The 21,352-nt window shown below is 74.5% G+C and carries 25 protein-coding genes; 24 read left to right on the forward strand and 1 reads right to left on the reverse strand.

All coding sequences use genetic code 11. The annotated features are described in order from the left end of the window. Window positions 1–17: 17 nt before the first annotated feature. The 16 genes from murC to ACIBR0_RS05325 all read left to right on the forward strand — a co-directional run bounded on the left by murC (window position 18) and on the right by ACIBR0_RS05325 (window position 15,128). Window positions 18–1,562, forward strand: coding sequence for a UDP-N-acetylmuramate--L-alanine ligase (murC, locus tag ACIBR0_RS05250; protein ID WP_396712779.1), 1,545 nt, complete (start codon window positions 18–20; stop codon window positions 1,560–1,562). Continuing rightward, a complete protein-coding gene (locus tag ACIBR0_RS05255; protein WP_396712780.1) occupies window positions 1,559–2,377 on the forward strand; it encodes a cell division protein FtsQ/DivIB in 819 nt (272 codons plus the stop codon). Before murC ends, ACIBR0_RS05255 begins: the two co-directional genes overlap by 4 nt. A 281-nt stretch (window positions 2,378–2,658) precedes the next feature. Further along, a complete protein-coding gene (gene ftsZ, locus ACIBR0_RS05260) occupies window positions 2,659–3,774 on the forward strand; it encodes a cell division protein FtsZ (RefSeq protein ID WP_357034545.1) in 1,116 nt (371 codons plus the stop codon). 9 nt (window positions 3,775–3,783) lie between these two features. Next, window positions 3,784–4,530, forward strand: a complete 747-nt coding sequence (locus tag ACIBR0_RS05265) for a YggS family pyridoxal phosphate-dependent enzyme (protein ID WP_396712781.1) — start codon at window positions 3,784–3,786, stop codon at window positions 4,528–4,530. 193 nt (window positions 4,531–4,723) lie between these two features. After that, window positions 4,724–5,416, forward strand: coding sequence for a cell division protein SepF (locus tag ACIBR0_RS05270; RefSeq protein WP_357034549.1), 693 nt, complete (start codon window positions 4,724–4,726; stop codon window positions 5,414–5,416). Between the two features lie 30 nt (window positions 5,417–5,446). Continuing rightward, window positions 5,447–5,752, forward strand: coding sequence for a YggT family protein (locus tag ACIBR0_RS05275; RefSeq protein ID WP_357034551.1), 306 nt, complete (start codon window positions 5,447–5,449; stop codon window positions 5,750–5,752). A 44-nt stretch (window positions 5,753–5,796) separates the two neighbouring features. Next, window positions 5,797–6,597 carry a DivIVA domain-containing protein gene (locus ACIBR0_RS05280; RefSeq protein WP_396712782.1) on the forward strand — a complete coding sequence of 267 codons (801 nt, stop codon included), beginning with the start codon at window positions 5,797–5,799 and terminating at the stop codon, window positions 6,595–6,597. Window positions 6,598–6,675: 78 nt separating this feature from the next. Continuing rightward, window positions 6,676–7,323, forward strand: coding sequence for a hypothetical protein (locus ACIBR0_RS05285; RefSeq protein ID WP_396712783.1), 648 nt, complete (start codon window positions 6,676–6,678; stop codon window positions 7,321–7,323). Further along, the gene (locus tag ACIBR0_RS05290) at window positions 7,316–7,663 is read left to right on the forward strand and encodes a DUF167 domain-containing protein (protein WP_396712784.1); all 348 of its coding nucleotides are present in this window, start codon (window positions 7,316–7,318) and stop codon (window positions 7,661–7,663) included. The genes ACIBR0_RS05285 and ACIBR0_RS05290 overlap by 8 nt, the downstream gene beginning before the upstream one ends. 22 nt (window positions 7,664–7,685) lie before the next feature. Continuing rightward, window positions 7,686–9,185, forward strand: a complete 1,500-nt coding sequence (locus ACIBR0_RS05295) for a potassium/proton antiporter (protein ID WP_396712785.1) — start codon at window positions 7,686–7,688, stop codon at window positions 9,183–9,185. Window positions 9,186–9,408: 223 nt separating this feature from the next. Continuing rightward, entirely contained in the window at window positions 9,409–9,828 is a 420-nt protein-coding gene (locus ACIBR0_RS05300) for a TraR/DksA family transcriptional regulator (protein WP_396712786.1), read from the forward strand. Window positions 9,829–9,894: 66 nt separating this feature from the next. After that, window positions 9,895–10,644, forward strand: a complete 750-nt coding sequence (gene lspA, locus ACIBR0_RS05305; RefSeq protein WP_396712787.1) for a signal peptidase II — start codon at window positions 9,895–9,897, stop codon at window positions 10,642–10,644. Next, window positions 10,641–11,585 carry an RluA family pseudouridine synthase gene (locus tag ACIBR0_RS05310; protein ID WP_396712788.1) on the forward strand — a complete coding sequence of 315 codons (945 nt, stop codon included), beginning with the start codon at window positions 10,641–10,643 and terminating at the stop codon, window positions 11,583–11,585. Before lspA ends, ACIBR0_RS05310 begins: the two co-directional genes overlap by 4 nt. 45 nt (window positions 11,586–11,630) lie before the next feature. Beyond that, entirely contained in the window at window positions 11,631–12,662 is a 1,032-nt protein-coding gene (locus ACIBR0_RS05315) for a hypothetical protein (protein ID WP_396712789.1), read from the forward strand. Between the two features lie 100 nt (window positions 12,663–12,762). Further along, window positions 12,763–14,274 (forward strand): MinD/ParA family protein, encoded by a 1,512-nt coding sequence (locus ACIBR0_RS05320; protein WP_396712790.1) that lies wholly within the window; start codon window positions 12,763–12,765, stop codon window positions 14,272–14,274. 56 nt (window positions 14,275–14,330) lie between these two features. Beyond that, window positions 14,331–15,128 (forward strand): DUF2567 domain-containing protein, encoded by a 798-nt coding sequence (locus tag ACIBR0_RS05325; protein ID WP_396712791.1) that lies wholly within the window; start codon window positions 14,331–14,333, stop codon window positions 15,126–15,128. Here the strand turns inward: ACIBR0_RS05325 and ACIBR0_RS05330 are convergent. Beyond that, window positions 15,043–15,747, reverse strand: coding sequence for an LON peptidase substrate-binding domain-containing protein (locus ACIBR0_RS05330; RefSeq protein WP_396712792.1), 705 nt, complete (start codon window positions 15,745–15,747; stop codon window positions 15,043–15,045). The two genes, ACIBR0_RS05325 and ACIBR0_RS05330, sit on opposite strands and share 86 nt — an antisense overlap. Before the next feature lie 106 nt (window positions 15,748–15,853). On the opposite strand from ACIBR0_RS05330, the gene hisD reads away from it, so the two are divergent. From hisD to ACIBR0_RS05370, 8 genes are all read left to right on the forward strand, one after another. Next, on the forward strand, window positions 15,854–17,176 hold the full coding sequence (gene hisD, locus ACIBR0_RS05335; protein WP_357039384.1) for a histidinol dehydrogenase: 1,323 nt from the start codon (window positions 15,854–15,856) through the stop codon (window positions 17,174–17,176). Beyond that, the gene (locus ACIBR0_RS05340; RefSeq protein ID WP_396712793.1) at window positions 17,173–18,294 is read left to right on the forward strand and encodes a histidinol-phosphate transaminase; all 1,122 of its coding nucleotides are present in this window, start codon (window positions 17,173–17,175) and stop codon (window positions 18,292–18,294) included. The genes hisD and ACIBR0_RS05340 overlap by 4 nt, the downstream gene beginning before the upstream one ends. Further along, window positions 18,291–18,902 (forward strand): imidazoleglycerol-phosphate dehydratase HisB, encoded by a 612-nt coding sequence (gene hisB, locus ACIBR0_RS05345; protein WP_396712794.1) that lies wholly within the window; start codon window positions 18,291–18,293, stop codon window positions 18,900–18,902. The genes ACIBR0_RS05340 and hisB overlap by 4 nt, the downstream gene beginning before the upstream one ends. Further along, on the forward strand, window positions 18,902–19,075 hold the full coding sequence (locus tag ACIBR0_RS05350; protein ID WP_396712795.1) for a hypothetical protein: 174 nt from the start codon (window positions 18,902–18,904) through the stop codon (window positions 19,073–19,075). Before hisB ends, ACIBR0_RS05350 begins: the two co-directional genes overlap by 1 nt. Continuing rightward, window positions 19,072–19,704 carry an imidazole glycerol phosphate synthase subunit HisH gene (gene hisH / locus ACIBR0_RS05355; RefSeq protein ID WP_396712796.1) on the forward strand — a complete coding sequence of 211 codons (633 nt, stop codon included), beginning with the start codon at window positions 19,072–19,074 and terminating at the stop codon, window positions 19,702–19,704. Before ACIBR0_RS05350 ends, hisH begins: the two co-directional genes overlap by 4 nt. A gap of 114 nt (window positions 19,705–19,818) precedes the next feature. After that, a complete protein-coding gene (locus tag ACIBR0_RS05360; RefSeq protein WP_396712797.1) occupies window positions 19,819–20,142 on the forward strand; it encodes a hypothetical protein in 324 nt (107 codons plus the stop codon). A gap of 16 nt (window positions 20,143–20,158) precedes the next feature. Further along, a complete protein-coding gene (gene priA, locus ACIBR0_RS05365) occupies window positions 20,159–20,884 on the forward strand; it encodes a bifunctional 1-(5-phosphoribosyl)-5-((5-phosphoribosylamino)methylideneamino)imidazole-4-carboxamide isomerase/phosphoribosylanthranilate isomerase PriA (RefSeq protein WP_357034755.1) in 726 nt (241 codons plus the stop codon). Continuing rightward, on the forward strand, window positions 20,881–21,270 hold the full coding sequence (locus ACIBR0_RS05370) for a Rid family hydrolase (RefSeq protein ID WP_396712798.1): 390 nt from the start codon (window positions 20,881–20,883) through the stop codon (window positions 21,268–21,270). The genes priA and ACIBR0_RS05370 overlap by 4 nt, the downstream gene beginning before the upstream one ends. The last annotated feature ends 82 nt before the right edge of the window (window positions 21,271–21,352 follow it).

Below are 21,352 nucleotides of genomic sequence, written 5' to 3' on the forward strand. Positions count from 1 at the left end.
CTGGAAGGTCCTGACCCATGAACACCGCGCAGTTCACCCCGGCCGGCACGCTGACCGCCGAGGACCTGGGCACCATCCACCTCATCGGGGTCGGTGGGGTCGGCATGAGCGGCCTGGCCCGGCTCTTCCTCACCAGGGGCATCGCGGTCTCCGGCAGCGAGCTGCGGGAGTGGCCGTCGCTGGCCGGCCTGCGGGCGCTCGGCGGCACGATCCACATGAGCCACGAGGCGTCCAACCTCGACGGGGTGGACACGGTGGTCTACTCCTCGGCGATCCCCCAGGACCACCTGGAGATGGCCGAGGCGCGCCGGCGGGGCCTGCGGGTGCTGCACCGCTCGGAGGCGCTCGCCGCGGCGATGACCGGCCGGCGTACGGTCGCGGTCGCCGGGACCCACGGCAAGACCACCACCACCTCGATGGTCACCATGGTGCTCCAGCGGGCCGGAGCGGACCCGTCCTTCGTCATCGGCGGGGAGATCTCCGAGGTCGGCTCGGGCGCCCACCACGGCACCGGCGAGTACTTCGTGGTCGAGGCGGACGAGAGCGACCGCTCGTTCCTCATCTACCGTCCGTACGTCTCGATCATCACCAACGTCGAGGCCGACCACCTCAACACGTACGGCGACCTGGCCAACCTGGAGGCGACGTTCGCCGAGTTCGCCCGGCTGACCGACCCCGACGGCTTCATCATCACCTGCGCCGACGACGCGGGCGGCCGTCGGTTGGCCGAGACGCTGCGCGCCGAGGGGCGCCGGGTGCACACGTACGGCGAGGCGGCCGACGCCGACCTCCGGCTGACCGAGGTCTCCTCCTCCGCGCGGGGCGTGCGGTACCTGGCGCAGATCGACGGGCGGTCGCTGGGCGAGTTCCGGCTGCCGGTGCCGGGCCGGCACATGGGGCTCAACAGCGCCTCGGCGGTGCTGGCCACGTACCTGCTGGATCTGCCGCTGGAGGCGGCGGAGGCGGCTCTCGCGGCGTTCCCCGGCGTGCGGCGGCGCTTCGAGCGCAAGGGCGTCGCGGACGACGTGCTGGTCTACGACGAGTACGCCTACCACCCGACCTCGATCAGGCTGGCCCTGCAGACGCTGCGCGAGGTGGCCGGCGACGGTCGGCTGATCGTGGTGTTCCAGCCCTACCGGCTCTACCGGACGCGGGACAACCAGACCGAGATCGCCGAGGCGCTGGCCATCGCCGACGAGGTGGTGCTGCTGGAGGTCTTCGGCCCGGGTGAGTTGCGCGCGCCGGGGGAGGGCTCGGCGGCGCTGATCGAGGCGATCCCGCTGCCCGCCGAGCGCAAGGTCTTCGTCGACTCGTGGGAGGCGGCGCCGGTGGAGGTGACCCGCCGCGCCCGGCCGGGCGACGTCGTGGTCACCATGGGCGCGCCCCCCTCGTCGCTGATGGGCGACCAGCTGCTCGACGTCCTCTCGGCGCGGACCGCCGAGCCGTCGGCGCCGGCCGGCACACTGCCCGGCAGCGATGCCGGCGGGGCGACCACGATCGGTGGGACCGTGCCCGGTGTCGGTGGCGGCGTCGGGAACGGCGCGGCGCCCGCCGTCGGATGAGCCCGGGGCCCGCGCGGGGGCGTACCAGCGGCGGCGACGGCGGCTCCGGCCGGCGCGGCCCGGTCCGCCGGTGGCAGCTGGTCCGCGCCGGTAGTGACGCGGTCCCCGCCTCGACCCGCCGGTTCATGGCCCGCGCCCGGCAGCGGCGGGTGCGGGCGGCGCTGCCCTGGGCGGTCGCCGCCGGCGTCGTGGCGCTGGTGGGGCTGGTGGCCTGGACGCTGTTCGGCACCGGGCTGTTCGGGGTGCGGGAGGTCCGGGTCAGCGGCGGCGAGCTCGTCACACCGGTGCAGGTACGCAACGCGGCGGCGGTCCCCGACGGCGCGCCGCTGGCCCGGGTCGACCTGGAGGCCACGGCCCGGCGGATCGGACGGTTGCCCGCGGTGGAGCGGGCCACCGTCACCCGGGACTGGCCGGACGCGCTGGTCGTGACCGTGACCGAGCGGACGGCGGTGGCGGCCGTCCCGCACGACGGCCAGTTCGAGGTGATCGACGTCACGGGGGTGGTCTTCCGGAGCCTGCCGGAGCAGCCGGCCGGCCTGCCGCTGGTCCGCGTCGCCGAGCCGGGGCCGGCCGACCCGGGCACCCGGGCCGCGCTGGAGGTGCTCGCGGCGCTCACGCCGCGGCTGCGGACCGAGTTGGCGGACGTGACCGTGGAGGGTCTGGCCCGGATCACCCTGCGGTTGCGCGGCGGCCGTGAGGTCGTGTGGGGCGACGCCACCCGGGGCGAGGACAAGGCGCGGGTGGCGACGGCGCTGCTGGACCGCGACGCCGACCGGATCGACGTCAGCGTGCCGGACGTGGTGACCTTCCGGTGACGTGTCCACGCCGTGCGGATCCCGCGTCGGCCGCCGCGATTCGCGCGGTGTGACGTGAGCCGTCCCGCTCCGGCGGCGACACGCCGGGGGCGATCCTTGGCTCATCGGGCGGCGGCGCTTACGTTGCCCCGAAGAGGATCAGTGGTTGACATAACTGTAAGCCTCTAGTAGAGGGTGAGGGTTCGTCCCCCGGCCTCGCTGGTGGCCATCGACGTCGACCACTGTCCTGGCCAAGCCGTGTGGGGTCGGCCCATGCCAATCTCGAAGGGAAAGGACCGGAGATGACACCTCCGCACAACTACCTGGCGGTCATCAAGGTCGTCGGCATCGGGGGCGGCGGGGTCAACGCCGTCAACCGGATGATCGAGGTTGGGCTCAAGGGCGTCGAGTTCATCGCGATCAACACCGACGCGCAGGCGCTGCTGATGAGCGACGCCGACGTCAAGCTCGACGTCGGCCGTGAGCTGACCCGGGGCCTGGGCGCGGGTGCCAACCCGGACGTCGGCAAGAACGCCGCCGAGGACCACCGCGACGAGATCGAGGAGGTGCTCAAGGGCGCCGACATGGTCTTCGTGACCTGTGGTGAGGGCGGCGGCACCGGCACCGGCGGTGCGCCCGTGGTGGCCAACATCGCCCGGAAGCTGGGCGCGCTCACCATCGGCGTGGTGACCCGCCCGTTCTCCTTCGAGGGCAAGCGGCGGCAGGTCCAGGCCGAGTCCGGGATAGACGAGCTGCGCAACCAGTGCGACACGCTCATCGTCATCCCCAACGACCGGCTGCTCGCGCTGGGCGACCGCAACATCTCCATGATGGACGCGTTCCGCACCGCCGACCAGGTCCTCCTCTCCGGTGTCCAGGGCATCACCGACCTGATCACCACGCCGGGTCTGATCAACCTGGACTTCGCCGACGTCAAGAGCGTCATGAGCGGCGCCGGCAGCGCGCTGATGGGCATCGGCAGCGCCCGGGGCGAGAACCGGGCCGTCGAGGCGGCGGAGGCGGCCATCTCCAGCCCGCTGCTGGAGCAGAGCATGGACGGCGCGCGGGGCGTGCTGCTCTCCATCGCCGGCGGCTCCGACCTCGGCCTGTTCGAGATCAACGACGCGGCCCAGCTGGTGACCGACGCGGCGCACCCGGAGGCCAACATCATCTTCGGCGCGGTCATCGACGACGCGCTCGGTGACGAGGTGCGGGTCACCGTGATCGCGGCCGGCTTCGACGGGGGCACGCCGTCGTACAAGGCGGCCGAGGCGCCGCGCAAGACCAACCAGAACCAGCCCACGCAGCCGAGCACGCCGGTCACGCCGGCGGCGACCGTCCCGGCGCCGCAGCAGTCGCCGCGTCGGGTGCTGTTCGACGACGTGGACGTGCCCGACTTTCTCAAGAACGGTTCCTGAGCGGCGGCGATGACCGACAGTCCAGCATCGGTGCGTCCCGACCGGCGCGCCGAGATCGCGGCCGGTCTCGCCCGCGTACGGTCCCGGATCGCCGACGCCTGCGCGGCGGCCGGCCGGGACCGCACCGGGGTCACCCTGATCGCGGTGACGAAGACGTACCCGGCCGGCGACGTGGTCGCGTTGACCGGTCTCGGGGTCACCGACGTGGGCGAGAACCGCGACCAGGAGGCGGCGCCGAAGGCGGCCGAGGTGGCGGCGGCGGGGGTCGAGGCGCGCTGGCACTTCATCGGCCAGCTCCAGCGCAACAAGGCGAAGTCGGTGGTCCGCTACGCCGACGTGGTCCACTCCGTCGACAGCGTACGGCTGGCCCGGGCGTTGGACGCCGCCTCGGGCTCCGTCCGGGACCGGCCGCTGGACGTGCTGGTCCAGGTGAGCATCGACGGCGACGCGGCCCGGGGCGGGGCGGTGCCGGACGCGGCCGACCCGGACACGGGCCTGCCCGCGGTGGCCGAGTCGGTGGCGGGTGCGGACGGGTTGCGCCTCGCCGGCCTGATGGCGGTGGCCCCGCTGGGCTGGGAGGCCGAGCGGGCCTTCGCCCGGCTGGCGGAGGTGGCGGAGGCGTTTCGTGCCGCCCATCCGCACGCGACCGCGCTCTCCGCCGGAATGAGTGGCGACCTGGAAATCGCGATCCGGTACGGCGCGACACATGTCCGCGTCGGTAGCGCGTTGCTCGGAATGCGTCCCACGCTGCGGTAGCCTGAGGCCGGAGAAAAGAATTACATCGGTGTTGTTTGGTGGGAACGGCAACCCGTCGGCGGGGGTCGTGGCACGCGACGCGAATCGCGTGCCAGGGGATTGCCGGTCCGGTCCGGTGGGCAGAGATGATCCACTCGCGACAGGCGAGACGGCACGGGGGCGCGTGCCGTACGGCGGAGGAGAAGGGCGCGGGATGGGTGCACTGCGCAAGGCGGGGGTCTGGCTCGGTCTGGTCGAGGAGGACGACGAGCGGGGCTACGACGACGGTGGCTACGACAAGGGCGGCTACCGCGAGTCCCGGTACCGGTCGAGCCGGTACTCGGAGGAGTTCGCCGACGACGAGGAGGACGACTCCGAGGAGCCGCCGGCGCCGCGTTCCCGGTTGGGGGACCGTGGCCGGCTGTCCGAGCGTGCCGCGGGTCGGGGGGCCGACGGCGACCGTGCGGATTCGGAGCGGCCGGAGCGGGTCGACCGGTCCAGCGTCCGGTCCATCACCCGGTCCGGGGAGACCTCGGGGGCGCTGACCTACCACACCCGGGACAACCTCGCCCTGGCGCCGCAGACGGCGCCGCGTGAGCGGGCCGTGGTGGTCGAGCAGGAGGAGCAGCGGTACCAGATCACCACCCTGCACCCCACCACCTACCGGGAGGCGCGCACCATCGGTGAGCACTTCCGCGACGGCGTGCCCGTGATCATCAACCTCACCGAGATGGACGAGGCGGACGCGCGTCGTCTGGTCGACTTCGCCGCCGGGCTGGCGTTCGGGCTGCGCGGTACGATCGAGCGCGTGACCAATCGGGTGTTCCTGCTCTCACCGGCCAACGTCCAGGTCACCGCTGAGGACAAGGCCAAGATCGCTGAGGGCGGCTTTTTCAGTTTGAGTTGATCCCGCCCGATCCGAGGGACGTCACCTGCCGTGTTGTCGATCGTGCTCCAGGTTCTCTACCTGATCCTGTTTGTCTTCCTTCTCCTGCTTCTGGCCCGATTCGTGTTGAGTGCTGTCCTCCAGTACGGCCGACGGTGGCAGCCGGGACGCGGAGCATCGGCGGGACTGGAATCCGTGTGGAGCGTCACTGATCCCCCTCTCCACGCGTTGAGGCGTGTGATCCCTCCGCTGCGAATTGGTACCGTGAGCATCGACCTGGCCTCCCTTGTGCTCCTGGTTATCCTGTTCGTGCTGATGGAGTTCGTGTTAGGGCCGTCGATCGTCAGGACCGCCTGATGACCGACGCGCTTTCGCGGCCGCAACTGACCCGAGGAGTTTCGATGCCGCTGACCCCGGCCGACGTCCACAACGTCGCCTTCAAGAAACCGCCGATCGGCAAGCGGGGGTATGACGAGGAGGAGGTCGACGCCTTCCTGGACGAGGTCGAGCGCGAGCTTGCCCGTCTCATCGAGGAGAACAACGAGCTGCGCGCCCAGGTGGAGCGCGGCGGCCGTGGCGGGGCGCCCGCCGGCCCCGGTGGCGACGCCCGCCTCGCCGCCGAGCTCAACGACGTCAAGGCACAGCTCGACCGGGTGCAGCGCGACAAGGCCGCGGCCGAGCAGGCCGCCCGCGCTATGCAGGCCGAGCTGGAGCAGGTCCGCACCACCGGTGGCCCGGCCGTCGGCGGCGACGGTGAGCAGCAGGCGCTGCGGGTGCTGATGATGGCCCAGCGGACCGCCGACGACCACGTGTCCGACGCCCGCCGCGAGGCCGACCAGCTGCTCTCCGAGGCCCGCTCGAAGGCCGAGGAGGTCACCCGCGAGGCGCGCGCCAAGGCCGACGCCCTGGAGCGCGACGCCCGCCAGCGGCACCAGGAGGCCATGGGCGGCCTGGACGCCAAGCGGACCGCGCTGCAGAAGCACATCGAGGAGCTCAAGCAGTTCGAGCGCGAGTACCGGACCCGCCTCAAGGCCTACCTGGAGAGCCAGCTGCGCGACCTCGACGGTCGCGGTCAGGGCCTGGAGGCCGAGATGACCCGGTCCGAGGGCACTCGTGCCGCGGGCGGCAACGGTCTCGCCGCCGCGGGCCTCGCCGGTTCCTACGGCGGCGGTCGCTCCAGCGCCCTCGAAGCCGGTCGCTGATCACAGGTCGGCGGCCGTCCGCGCTCGCGTGACGGTCGCCGACCTCGCCTCATCGGTACGACGCGGCGGGGGTGAGCCGTGATAGTCGCAAGTCTCCTGCTCATCCTCCTCGCGGTCGTGCTGCTGGTGGTGGGCCTGGCCGGTGGTTCCAGCCTGCTGCTGATCGTCTCCATCGCGGCCAGTCTGCTGGCCGCCGTCGCACTTGTCGTGGGCGCCCGCCAGGCGGCCGCCGACCGGGCGACGGCGGGCCGCGCCGGGCGGCGGGTTCCCACCGCGAGCCGGCCCACCGGATCCACCTCCCCGGCCGCCGACACGTCCGCGTACGCGCCGGTGACGGAGCCGTACGGGCCTCCGGTGGACCTGGGGATCCCGGTCCAGCACGTTCCTCCGACGGTCGACACCGGCGGCTCCGGGTGGCGGCAACCGCCCGAGCCGTCGGTGGGCACCGGCCCGTCCGGCGCCGATCCGGCGTACGACGACGAACCGGCCGCGCAGCAGATCGACGCGGCCGACCTCGCCCGGCTCGCCCGGCTCACCGCCGAGGTGCGGGTCGTCGACGGCCGTCCCCGCTACCACCTGGGGGACTGCCCGCATCTGGTCGGGCGCGAGCACGAGGCGCTGCCCGTCGCCGAGGCCGTCGACCTGGGCTTCACGCCGTGCGCCCACTGCGCGCCGGCCACCACCCTGCTCGCCGGCCGGATCGCCAGCGGTGGCGCCGGTGCCTGAGCGCCGACCGGCGCCGACCACCGGGCAGGGCGTTCCGACCGGCGCCGGCCCGCTCACCGTCGCCGTCCGGGTCAAGCCCAGCTCGTCCCGGACCCGGGTCGGCGGGTGCTTCGACGGTCCGCACGGCCCGGCCCTGGTGATCGCGGTGCACGCTCCCGCCGTGGACGGCCGGGCCACCGAGGCGGCCCGCCGGGCGCTGGCCGACGCGCTGGGAGTCCGGCCGCCCGCGGTGTCGCTGCGCGCGGGTGCGGCCAGCCGGGACAAGCTCTTCCAGGTGGAGGGTGCCGCGGCGGAGTTGGCCGCCGTGGTCCGCCGGCTGCGGGACGGACCCGCGGGGTGAGTCGCGCCCGGGGTCGGCAACCGTGACGCCCGGGCTGGACATCGCGCTGCTGCTCGGTTCGGCCGTCCTGCTGGTCGCGGTCGGCGCGGTGCGCCTGTCCACCCGTGTCGGCGTGCCAAGTCTCCTGGTCTACCTGGCGCTCGGGGTGGCGATCGGCGAGTCCGGGCTGGGTATCCGCTTCGACGACGTCGAGCTGACCCGGACCCTCGGCTTCTGTGCGCTCGTGGTGATCATCGCCGAGGGCGGGCTGACCGCCCGGTGGAGCACCCTGCGCCCGGTGCTCGGTCTGGCCGCCGCGCTGTCCACCGTCGGCGTCCTGGTGAGCATCGTGGTCGTCGGGCTCGCCCTGCACCTGCTGCTCGGGCTGGACTGGCGGCTGGCCCTGCTCTACGGCGCGGTGCTGTCCTCCACCGACGCCGCGGCGGTGTTCGCGACCCTGCGCCGGCTGCGCCTGCCGCCCCGGCTGGTCGCCACCCTGGAGGCGGAGTCGGGGATGAACGACGCCCCGGCGGTGCTCCTCGTGGTGCTGCTGTCCCGACCCGAGATGACCCACCCGTGGTGGTACGAGGTGGGGCTGGTCGCGTACGAGCTGGGGGTGGGCGCGCTCGTCGGCCTGGCGGCCGGGGTGGGCGGACGGTGGGCGCTGCGCCGCGCGGCCCTGCCGTCGGCGGGGTTGTACCCGATCGCGGCGGTCGGCCTGACGGTGCTCGCGTACGCGGCCGGGTCGGTGCTGCACGCGTCGGGCTTCCTCGCGGTCTACGTCGCCGGGGTGGTGCTGGGCAACGCCCGGTTGCCGCACCGGCAGGCGATCCTCGGTTTCGCCGACGGGCTGGCCTGGCTGGCCCAGATCGGCCTGTTCGTGCTGCTGGGGCTGCTGGTGTCGCCGGGTCGGCTCGGCTCGGCGGTGCTGCCGGCGGTGGTGACGGGGCTGGCGTTGCTGCTGGTCGCCCGCCCGCTGTCGGTGGCCGCGTCGGCGTGGGCGTTCCGGTTCGGCCTGCGGGAGCAGGCGTTCCTGTCCTGGGCGGGGTTGCGGGGCGCGGTGCCGATCGTGCTGGCCACGATCCCGCTGTCCGAGCGGGTGCCGGGGGCCGACCGGCTCTTCGACGTGGTCTTCGTCCTCGTGGTGATCTTCACGTTGCTCCAGGCCGGCACGCTCGCCCCGGCCGCCCGCCGGCTGCGTGTGACCGCGCCCGCGGAGGCGGCGGAGATCCTGGTGGAGACCGCGCCGCTGGAGCGGATGCGCGCCGGGCTGCTTCAACTGGAAGTGCCGCCCGGGTCCCGGCTGGCCGGGGTGCACGTCGACGAGCTGCGGCTGCCGCTGGGGGCGTCGGTGACCCTGGTCCTGCGGGACGGGGTGGGTGTCGTGCCCGGCCCGGACTTCCGTTTCAAGACCGGCGACAGCATGTTGATCGTGGCCACCGACGGGGTGCGCGACGAGGTGGAGCGGCGCCTGCGGGCGGTCAGCCGGCGGGGGCGGCTGGCCCGCTGGTTTGGCGAGTACGGCGAGGATCGCGACGTTTGATCTGCTAGCGTTCCCTTTGCCCTGATACGGCATAAATCAGGGCCGAACGCCGGGGCGTCGGTGCGGCACGTTGTCGGACGCCTGTACGTTCCGTATCCTTGCCAACCTCCGGAGTGCGCGGTCCTGTCGCCGTGCGCCCGTTTCGTACCTGGGGGCGTCGATTGCGGCGGCCCCTGTCCAGGTGCCGCGGACCGCCGCGGTTCCGCGGCGCGAGGGAGCGACGATGGCCAAGCCAGCCGACACCAGGACCGCCGGCCGCAAGCCGGTGGCCAAGGCCACCCGCAGCGTCGCGGAGACCGAGAAGATCCGGGCGGCCCTGGCGGCACGGCGCGACGAGTTGCGCGCCGAGTACGATCAGACGTTGAGCGAGATCACCGAGCTGCAGCGCGACCGGCTGACCGACTCGGCCGGGGACGACCAGGCCGACACGGGCACCAAGACGTTCGAGCGGGAGCAGGAGATCTCCCTCGCCAACAGCATCCGGGAACGGATCACGCAGGTCGAGCGCGCCCTGGAGCGCCTCGACGAGGGTGGTTACGGCTGGTGCGAGCGGTGCGGCAACCCGATCCCCGTGGAGCGGCTCGCCGCGTTCCCGTCGGCCACCCTCTGCGTGACCTGCAAGCAGCTGGAGGAGCGGCGCTGACGCCCGCTCCCCGGCGGCCCGAGGAGGTGGCGCGCCCGCGTCGCCACGAGCGTCGATGGGGAGCAGATGACCGCAGCACCGACCCCCGGTTCCGGCCGCGCCGAACCGGTCCGTGACACCGCGCCGGCCGGCGACCCCGCGCCGGCCGGCGACCCCGCGCCGGCCGGTGACCCCGCGCCGGCCGGTGACCCCGCGCCGGCCGGTGACACCGCGCCGGCAGCCACGCCGGAGGGGCGTACGCCACCGCGCCGGGCCGTCACCGTCCTGGCCGTCGTCGCGTTGACCCTGCTCGCGGCCGATCTGGCCACCAAGCATCTGGCGCTGGTCAACCTGTCCGACCGGGAGCCGGTACGGCTGCTCGGCGGGGCGGTCTACCTGAACCTGACCCGCAACAGTGGTGCGGCCTGGAGCATCGGCGCCGACCACACCTGGGTGTTCCCGCTGATCACCATCGGCGTGGTCGGCTGGATCCTGTGGATGGCGCTGCGCCTGCGGTCGCTGCCCTGGGCGATCTCCCTCGGCCTGGTGCTGGGCGGCGCGCTGGGCAACCTGATGGACCGGATCTTCCGGGCCCCGGGCTGGTTCGTCGGCCACGTGGTCGACATGGTGAGCCTCTTCGACCCGTACGGCCGGGTCTGGCCGGTGTTCAACGTCGCCGACAGCGCGCTGGTCTCCGGCGTGATCCTCGCGGTGCTGCTGGAGCTGACCGGCCGGCAGCGCGACGGCAGCCGGGTCGGCGCGGACGCCACCGGCACCGACGCCGCACCCGCCGACGCCACCCCGGCCGTCACGACCGATCGGCGGGAGAGCGCGTGACCTCCGCCTTCGCCGCCGGCGGCGACCACCGATCCCTTCCCGTGCCCGACGGGCTCGACGGCATGCGGCTGGACCAGGCGGTCGCCCGCCTGTTCGGGCTGTCCCGCACGGCCGCGGCCGCCCTGGTCGACGCCGGTGACGCGCTGGTCGACGGTCTGGCGCGGCCCAACTCGCACAAGGTCAAGGCGGGCTCCTGGCTGGAGGTCACCCTGCCGGCCCCGGCCGCGCCGGTCACCGTGGTGCCGCAGGCGGTGCCCGGCCTGCGGGTCGTGTACGCCGACGACGACATCGTGGTGGTGGACAAACCGGTCGGCGTCGCCGCCCACCCCAGCCCCGGCTGGACCGGCCCCACCGTGATCGCCGCGCTCGCCGCGATCGGCCACCGCATCTCCACCAGTGGCGCCGCCGAGCGGCAGGGTGTCGTGCACCGGCTCGACGTGGGCACCACCGGGATCATGGTGGTGGCCAAGAGCGAGCAGGCGTACACCGCGTTGAAGCGGGCCTTCAAGTACCGCGAGGTGGAGAAGCGCTACCACGCGGTCGTGCAGGGCCACCTGGACCCGCTGCGCGGCACCGTGGACGCCCCGATCGACCGGCACCCCACCCACGACTACCGCTGGGCGGTCGTCTCCGGTGGCAAGCCCAGCATCACCCACTACGACACGCTCGAGGCGTTCCCCTCGGCGAGCCTCGTCGACGTGCGGCTGGAGACCGGGCGTACGCACCAGATCCGGGTCCACTTCTCCACGCTGCGGCACCCGTGCGTGGGCGACCTGACCTACGGTGCGGACCCCACCCTGTCCGCCCGACTCGGACTGACCAGACAGTGGCTGCACGCCCGCGAGTTGAGCTTCCTGCACCCCCGAACGGGGGACGAGGTGCGCTTCGTCAGCGACTACCCTGACGATCTGGACCGCGCGCTGCACCTGCTGAGGGACTGACGGCGGCGGCCGGCTTCGAGACGATCGACGAGGGGACCTCCGCCCGTGCGCGCCGGTGACCTGCTGCGGCAGTTGGACCAGCGGCTGCTGACCCGCCTGTCCGCGGCCGTGACGCGGCTCGGCCAGGGCCCCGCCCGACTCCGGGTGCTGCCCTCGGCCGCGCTGCTGTCCTGCCTCGCCGTGCTGCTCGCCGCGGTGTGGGCCACCGGCGAGGCACCGACCGGCGACCGTACCGTCGGCGACGTCACCCGGGTCGGCGTGGCGGCCGGCGACTCGATCCCCGGCTACGTGCGCTCCGCCGCGGCCGACCTGGCCGCCCTGCCGACCGCCGTGCCGGAGGCCGGCGACGGGACGTACGCCCTGGTGTCCTTCACGTCGTACCTGACCCCGCAGCGGGCGGCGGCGGTCTTCGACGACGTGCCGGTCGCCGCCGTCTTCGGCCGGGTGCCGCTGCCCGACCGGCAGACCGAGATCGTCCGGATCTCCGCACAGCGCCTGCCCGACGACGTGGTCGCCGGCATGGCCGACCTCGCCGTCCGCAAGGACCGGGAGGCCGCGGACTACCGGGACCGGGCGGCCGCGCTCGGCGGCGGCGGGCCCGCCGAGCGGGAGCTGCGCCAGCTGTACGTCAGCGGCGCGCAGGTGGCGGCGGCGGAGGCGACCGCCTACCGCTCCGGGTGCGCCTGCGTCTACGCGGCGGTGATCCGGGCCGGGGCGGGCACGCTGCGCGGCGTGGCGTCCCGCGCGGAGGTGCGGGTCGTCGACCCGGCACCCGAGGTGCGGCGGCTCGACCGTACGGTCTTCACCCCGCCCCTGCCCGAGCAGCGGGAGGTGGCCAGCCCGCCCGCCGACAAGGGCCCCGCGACCCCGGAGCCGGCGCCCACGACGGGCGGCCGGGTGCGGGAGTTGCCGGACGTCCCGACGCCCACGCCGGGCCCCACGGAGACGACGGCAGCACCGGAAGTGACGGATTCCTCACCGGATCCGACTCTTTCCGCGCCGGCCCCGACACCGCCCACCACGCCGCCGACCTCGGCAGACACGTCCGGGACCGGCTCACCGGAGCCCATCGGGTGACGGTGGCCCGACACAGAAGTGTGCGGGCCGGTGTGGTCCGAACGGGTTTTCGTTCGTAGCCTGTCAGGCGGAGACGGGCGAGGTGCTGGGGAGGCGAGCCGTGGACGGCAGCGAGACCGGCTGGGGGCGGCCGGCCGAACCAGCACCGCGATGGCGGGCGCTGCTCGACCGTGCCCGGCTCGGTGGCCGCTCCGGGGAGCAGGCGGAAACCGACCGACGCGACGACCAGCAGCCACCCGAGACGGCGCACCGGTCGGGGTCGGGCAACGGCTACGCCGGGCGCGTCCCGGCCATCGGCCATCCCGCCGAGCTGTCGTACGGCGCGGAGCCGGTCCCGCCGGCCTACGGGCGCGGCGGCCGGTCGTACGGCCACGAGCCGGCCCCTCCGTCGTACCCCGAACCGTCGCCACCGTCGTACGGCGGGGACTTCGGTCGCCCGGCCGACGCGGGCCACGGGGCGGCGGGCACCTACCGGGTCGAGCCGGCGTACCGGGCGGACCCGGCGGTCGACCCGTCGTACCGGACGCCCGGGGACTACCGGCCGGAGCCGCCGCGCGTCGAGCCGGAGCCCCCGCCGCCAGCGGCGGAGTCGCGGTACGCCCTGCTCGACAACGGCTACCGGCACGCCGCACCGGCCCCCACCGAGTCCCGCTACTCCGTCCTCGACAACGGCTACCGGGCCGAGCCCGCGTACAGCCCGCCACCGGTGGCCCCGCCCGCCCCGGCGCCGCCCGCGGTGCCGCCCGCGGTGCCGGAGCGGAGCTACCGGGCCCGGGTCGAGTGGCGCCCGCAGGGCGTCGACCCGGAGCTGGAACGGGCGACCGGGGTGCTGCGCCGGGACCTGGGCACGCCGCGCGTGCTCGCCTTCGCCAATCCGAAGGGCGGGGTGCACAAGACCACCGCCACCGTGCTGGCCGCCGCCACCGTCGGCAGCGTGCGCGGGCGGGGCGTGCTCGCCTGGGACGACAACGAGCTGCGCGGCACGCTGGGGCTGCGCGCCGGCAGCGCCCGGCACGCCCGCACCATCCGGCACCTGATCAGCGACCTGGCGCACATCGAGATCAAGGACGGCCCCGATCTGCTGGAGCACCTCGACGACTACCTCCGGCACGCCTCCGACGGCTCCTACGACGTGCTGGCCGGCGAGGAGAGCCCCCGCTTCGCCCAGCGGCTCGACCAGTTCACCGTCCGGCGGGTGCTGGACCTGCTCCGGCGCACCCACGACGTGGTCTGCGTGGACACCGGCAACAACGTGGAGAGCGCCAACTGGCGCACCGTCATGCAGGCGGCCGACCAACTGGTGGTCACCACCGTGCCCCGCGAGGACGCGGCGTTCAGCGCGGACTGGATGCTGGACCTGCTGCACGAGGTGGGCATGGGGGAGCTGGCCGACAACGCCGTCACGTTGATCTCCTGCCCGACGCCCGGCCGCTCGACCCTCCAGACCGACCTGGAACGGCACTTCGCCACCCGCACCCGCGCGGTCGCCGTGGTCCCGTACGACCCGGCGCTGGAGACCGGCTCGTCGATCGAGTACCCGCAGTTGCAGGCGGAGACCCGGCAGGCGTGGCTGAAGGCGGCAGCGGTGATGCTGGAGCCGTTCGCCCGGTGAGCGGATCCGCCGCCACCGGCCGCCCGTGCCCCCGGCACGCCTGAGAGGATCACGGGGTGAGCCCGGACACCCCCGACCGCGACCGCGACCGCCCCGCCGACGATCCGGGCGCCCCCACACCGGTGTCCCCGGACGGGCCGGTGGCCGCGTACCCGGGCGTGGGCGGACCGCACCCGGGCGCGTGGTACGACCCCGCCCCTCCGGTCCCCGTGGAGCCGGGGCTGCCCCGGGGCCGGGCGGTGCGGCGCGGAGTGCTCGCCGCGCTGGCGTTGGCCGTGCTGGGCGTGCCGCTCGGGCTGCTCTGGGCGGCGCTGGCACCGGACACCCCGGTGCGCAAGGTCGCCGAGGGCGCCGTCTACGCCGAGCCGCAGCCGGAGCAGCCGATGGCCGCCGACGGCTGGTTCAGCCTCCTCGGCCTGGGCTTCGGGGTGCTCGCCGCGCTCGGGCTCTGGTTCGCGCTGCGTCGCGTACGGGGACCGGTCGGTCTGCTCGCCGCCGTGGTCGGGTCGTTCGGCGCCGCGGTGGTCGCGTGGCAGGCCGGCCGTCGCGTCGGGCTGGACACCTACGAGCGGCTGCTCGCGACCGCACCGGACGGGCAGGCGTTCGGCAAGCCCGCCGACCTGCGGGCCGGCGGGGTGGACCTGGTGTTCGGCCTCATCCCGGTGCCGCACGGCAACCTGCTGCTGCCCGCGTTCGGTGCGGCCGTCGCGTACACCCTGCTGGCCGGCTGGTCCCGCTGGCCGTCGCTGCGTCCGGAGGCGGAACCGGTCAGTTGGGGGTCGGCGGCGACGCCAGCTCCGCCAGCGGCACCGGAACCGCCCGCACCTGGCGCAGCAGGGCCGATTCGCGGTTGAGCAGGCGCAGCTCGGCGCGCAGCCGGGTCGCGGTGTCGTCGATCGCGAGCAGGCGCTGCCGGTCCGCCACGGTCAGCGCCGCTGTCGCGGCGACCAGGTGGGACAGCACCGTCGGGTCCTCCGGCAGCTGCTCGGAGATCTCCTCCGGGTCGGAACGGATCAGGCCCAGGTACTGCCGGAAGACCGAGATCACCCGGGCGGCCAGCAGGTCCGCCGCCTCGTCCGGCGCGCCCGGCTCCGGCAGCCACTCGACGTCGGCGGTCAGGTAGGGCGCGGCCTCGGTGTCGACGCCGGTGATCCGGAAGCGCCGTCGCCCCACGGTGACGATGTCGTAGCCCCCGTCGGTGAGCTCGGTCACCTGCCGCAGCTCGGCGGTGCAGCCCACCTCGTGCAGCGCGACGTCGCCGCCGCCGGGCGCGGGCCGCCCGTTCGGGCCGGTCGCGGCGACCTCCCAGCCGGCGCGGATCGCCACCACGCCGAACTCGCGGGGCGCTCCGGCGGGCAGGTCCACCAGGTGCCGCACGAGAGCGCGGTAACGCTCCTCGAATATGTGCAGCGGAAGCACCAGGCCGGGAAAGAGCACCGTTCCGAGCGGAAACACCGGCAGCCGCGCAGTCACGCGTCGAGCCTAGCCGGATCCCCGCGGGACGGCGTGTCCCGGCTCACCGTCGGTGTCGACCGGGCGGCGCGGGTGGCCGTACGACCGGCCGCCTAGACTCGCAAGGGTGTTGAACCGGATCGACCTGCGCGGTGGCGTCCGTGACCCGCGCCGCCTGCTGCCCCGTGCCCAGCTCGACGTCTCCGTGGCGGTCGAGCGGATCCGCCCGCTCGTCGAGGCGGTACGGGAGCATGGCTACCCGGCGATCCGGGAGGCCAGCGTTCGGTTCGACGGGATCTCCCCGGAGGTGCTGCGGGTGCCCGCCGAGGCGATCGCCGAGGCGGAGGGCACCCTCGACCCGGAGGTGCGCGCCGCACTGCTGGAGTCGATCAGCCGGGCCCGGAAGGTGCACGCCGACCAGCGCCGCACCGACCACACCACCCAGGTCGTGCCCGGCGGCACGGTCACCGAGCGCTGGGTGCCGGTCGACCGGGTCGGCCTCTACGTGCCCGGCGGCCTGGCGATGTACCCGTCGACCGTGGTGATGAACGTGGTGCCCGCCCAGGCGGCCGGCGTCCGGTCGCTGGTCGTGGCGAGCCCGCCGCAGCAGGAGAACGGCGGCCTGCCCGACGCCCGGGTCCTCGCCGCCTGCGCGCTGCTCGGCGTCGACGAGGTCTACGCCGTCGGCGGCGCCCAGGCCGTGGCGATGCTGGCGTACGGCTCCGCGGTCGACGCGGAGGGCACCGCCCACTGCGACCCGGTCGACATGATCACCGGCCCGGGCAACATCTGGGTCACCGCCGCCAAGCGGCTCCTGCGCGGCGTGGTCGGCATCGACGCCGAGGCCGGCCCCACCGAGATCGCGATCCTGGCCGACGCGACCGCCGACCCGGCGCACGTCGCCGCCGACCTGATCAGCCAGGCCGAGCACGACCCCCTCGCGGCCAGCGTGCTGGTCACCCCGTCGGTCGAGCTGGTCGACGCGGTCGAGCGGGAGTTGGCCCGGCAGGTGCCGGCCACCAAGCACGCCGAGCGGGTCACCACCGCGCTCACCGGTGAGCAGAGCGGTGCGGTACTCGTGGACGACCTGGAGGCCGGGCTGCGTGTCGTCGACGCGTACGCGGCCGAGCACCTGGAGATCCAGACCGAGAACGCCCGCGAGTGGGCGCTGCGGGTCCGCAACGCCGGGGCGATCTTCGTGGGCGCCTGGGCGCCGGTGTCCCTCGGCGACTACTGCGCCGGCTCCAACCACGTGCTGCCCACCGGCGGCTGCGCCCGGCACTCCTCGGGTCTGTCCGTGCAGTCCTTCCTGCGCGGCATCCACCTGGTGGAGTACACGCGGGACGCGCTGCGCGAGGTCGCGCCGCACGTGGTGACCCTGGCCGGCGTCGAGGACCTGCCCGCGCACGGCCAGGCGGTCAGCGTCCGTTTCCCCGGGGGAGTGTCGTGACCTCCCTGTCCGACCTGCCGCTGCGGGACGACCTGCGCGGGCTGTCGCCGTACGGCGCCCCGCAGCTGGACGTGCCGGTGCGGCTGAACACCAACGAGAACTCGTACCCGGTGCCCGAGCCGGTGGTCGAGGCGATCGGCAAGGCCCTCGCGGCGGAGCTGCGCGACCTCAACCGCTACCCGGACCGCGACGCCGTGGCGCTGCGCGCCGACCTGGCCGCGTACCTGGGCCACGGGCTCACCGTCGACCAGGTGTGGGCGGCCAACGGGTCCAACGAGATCCAGCAGCAGCTCCTCCAGGCGTTCGGCGGTCCGGGCCGCTCGGCGCTGGGCTTCGTCCCGGCGTACTCGATGCATCCGCTGCTGTCGCTCGGCACCGGGACCCGGTGGATCCCGGCCGTGCGGGGCGTCGACTTCGGCCTCACCGCCGACGAGGCCGTGGGACAGGTCCGTGAGCACCGGCCGGACGTGGTGTTCCTCTGCTCGCCGAACAACCCGACCGGCACCGCGCTGGACCCGGCCGTGGTCGCCGCGGTGCTGGACGTCGCGCCCGGGATGGTGGTCGTCGACGAGGCGTACGCCGAGTTCGCCCGGCCCGGCACGGTCAGCGCGCTCGCGGTGCTGCCCGGCCACCCGCGGCTGGTCGTCACCCGGACGATGAGCAAGGCGTTCGGCTTCGCCGGCGGCCGGCTCGGCTACCTCGCCGCCGATCCGGCGGTGGTGGCGGCGGTGCAACTCGTCCGCCTGCCGTACCACCTGTCCGCCCTCACCCAGGCCGCCGCCCGCGCGGCGCTGGCGCACCGCGACGCCCTGCTCGGCACGGTGACGGCGATCATGGAGCAGCGGGACCGGATCGTCACCGAGCTGCGGGCCCGGGGCCACCGGGTGGCCGACAGCGACGCGAACTTCGTCCTCTTCGCCGTCGACCGACAACTCCGGCTCGGCGCGTCTGACGCCGCGCTGCGACCCGGAGCCGTCGACCAGGCCACCGCCTGGCGCACCCTGCTGGAGGCCGGGGTGCTGGTCCGCGACGTCGGGCTGCCCGGCTGGCTGCGGGTGACCGCCGGCACCCCCGCCGAGACCGACGCGTTCCTCGCCGCAATGGAGAAGTTGTCATGAGTCGCACCGCCCGGATCGAGCGGATCACCAAGGAGACCAACGTCCTGGTCGAGATCGACCTGGACGGCACCGGGAAGGCCGAGATCAGCACCGGGGTCGGCTTCTACGACCACATGCTGCACCAGATCGCCCGGCACGGCGGCTTCGACCTGGTCGTCCGCACCGTCGGCGACCTGGAGATCGACGCCCACCACACGATGGAGGACACCGCGCTCGCCCTGGGCGCCGCGTTCGACCAGGCGCTGGGGGACAAGGCCGGCATCCGCCGGTACGGCTCGGCGACCGTCCCGATGGACGAGGTGCTGGTCCGGGCCGCGGTCGACCTCTCCGGCCGCCCGTACGTGGTGCACGACGAGCCGGCGCTCGCGCCGTACATCGGGCCGGTCTACCCGACCAGCATGACCCGGCACATCTGGGAGTCGTTCGGTCAGTCCGCCCGGATCACCCTGCACGTCGACGTGCTGCGGGCGGCTCGGCCCGGTGGGCACCCGGACGCGCACCACGTGGTCGAGGCCCAGTTCAAGGCGGTCTCCCGGGCGCTGCGCGAGGCGACCGCCCTCGACGAGCGCAACCCGGGCGTGGTGCCGAGCACGAAGGGTGCCCTCTGATGAGCGCCGCACTGCCGACACTGCTGCTGATCCTGGCCGGGGTGCTGGTCGGCGGCGCCTGGTCGTTGCACCGGCAGGGCGCCCCGCGGGGCGCGGTGGTGGTGACCGGGCTGCTCGCCGCGCTGGCCACGGCCGGCGGCCTGCTGTGGTTGTTCCCGGGGGAGGGGTCATGAGTCGTGTGGTGGTGCTCGACTACGGGTCGGGCAACCTGCGGTCGGCGGAACGTGCTCTCGCGGCCGCCGGCGCCGAGGTGACGGTCACCGACGACCTGGCCGCCGCCGCGGACTCCGACGGCCTGGTGGTGCCGGGCGTCGGCGCGTTCGCCGCGTGCATGGCCGGGATCGAGGAGCTCGGCGCCGGGCCGGTCATCGCGGAGCGGGTGGCCGCCGGCCGTCCGGTGCTCGGCATCTGCGTGGGCATGCAGGTGCTCTTCGAGCACGGCGACGAGCACGGCGTGGTCACCAAGGGCCTGGGGCTGCTGCCGGGCGGGGTGACGAAGCTCGCCGCCGAGCGGTTGCCGCACATGGGCTGGAACACCGTGCGGGCGCCCGAGGGCTCGGTGCTCTTCGGCGGCCTGCCCGCCGACAGCCGCTTCTACTTCGTGCACTCGTACGCGGTCAACGACGTGGCCGGGCTGGCCGCCGCCGGCGCCCGGGTGACCGTCGCGCACCACGGGTCCGACTTCGTCGCGGCCGTCGAGCGGGGTTCGCTCTCCGCCGCGCAGTTCCACCCGGAGAAGTCCGCCGACACCGGTGCCGCGCTCCTGCGCAACTGGCTCGCCACCCTCCCGACCGGTGACTGACCGCCGCCGCCGGTCGCCGCGCCCGCGCCCGGCGAGCCCGGTCGCTGGTGTGCCCGCCGCGCTCGTCGCGTCCCGGGCGTCCGCGGCCGGTCACGTGCCGGCGGAGGTGGCGCGGTGAGCAAGGAACGGGCCCGCCGACGGGCGGTGCGGGAGGCCGAGGCGGCCCGGCAGCGGGCCGTGCGGGATCGGCAGGTGGCCCGGCGGGCCCGCCGTCGGGCGCTGGTCCGCCGGGTGACGCCCGCCCTGCGGCGCGGCCGGACCGGCCGGCTCTACCGGCACAGTCGCGGCGAGCGGGCCGTGATCGTGCTGCTGACCCTGGTCGCGGCGTTCCTGATCTGGTCGCTGGTGCCCGACCTGGCCCTGCGGATCGGCCTGATCGCGCTGCTGCTGCTCGTACTGCCGGCGATCGTGGTGATCGCACTGGACCGTCGTACGTGAACCGAGGAGAAGAGACGTGACCCTCACCCTGTTGCCTGCCGTGGACGTCGCCGACGGGCAGGCCGTCCGCCTCGTCCAGGGCGCTGCCGGCAGCGAGACCAGCTACGGCGACCCGGTGGAGGCGGCGCTCGCCTGGCAGCGCGACGGCGCGGAGTGGATCCACCTGGTGGACCTGGACGCGGCGTTCGGCCGGGGATCCAACGCCCACCTGCTCGCCGAGGTGGTCCGGCAGCTCGATGTCAAGGTCGAGCTGTCCGGCGGCATCCGGGACGACGAGTCGCTGCACGCGGCCCTCGGCACCGGCGCCGCCCGGGTGAACATCGGCACCGCCGCCCTGGAGGACCCGGTCTGGTGCGACCGGGTGTGCGGCGAGTACGGCGACCGCGTCGCGATCGGGCTGGACGTGCGCGGTCGTACGCTCTCCGCCCGGGGCTGGACCCGCGACGGCGGTGACCTGTGGGAGGTGCTCGAGCGGTTGGACAAGGCCGGCGCCACGCGGTACGTGGTCACCGACATCACCAAGGACGGCACCATGCGCGGGCCGAACCTGGACCTGCTGCGCGAGGTGTGCGCCCGCACCGACGCGCCGGTGATCGCCTCCGGCGGTGTCTCCACCCTGGACGACCTGCGGGCGCTGGCGGCCCTGGAGCCGGTGGGCGTGGAGGGTGTGATCGCCGGCAAGGCGCTCTACGCCGGCGCGTTCACCGTGGCCGAGGCGCTGGAAACCCTGGCCACGGCGTGACCGTCACCCGCCTCGGCTCGGGCGGCCCGTGGGAGTCGGTGTACGGCTACGCGCGGGTCGTTCGGGCCGGCGACCGCGCCGTCACGGCCGGCTGCACCTCCACCGTCGACGGTGTGGTCACCCACGTCGGGGACGCGGCGGCGCAGACCTCCCAGGCGTTGCGGATCGCCCTGGACGCGCTCGCGGAGGTCGGCGCGGGACCCGGCGACGTGGTCCGGACCCGCCTGTACGTGACCGACCGCACGTACGCCGACGAGGTCGGCCGGGCGCACAACGCGGTCCTCGGCGCGGTCCGCCCGGTGGCCACCATGGTGGTGGTCGCCGGCCTGCTCGACCCCGACCACCTGGTCGAGGTCGAGCTCGAGGCGTACCTCGGCGACGGCTGACCAGCCGGCCGGCGGTTCGCACGACCCCCGGCCCCGGCCCCAGGTCGTGGTGCTGGTCACGGTCGGCCCCTCGACAGAAAGG

The organism is Micromonospora sp. NPDC049497, assembly GCF_044465805.1.
Taxonomy (GTDB): Bacteria; Actinomycetota; Actinomycetes; order Mycobacteriales; family Micromonosporaceae; genus Micromonospora.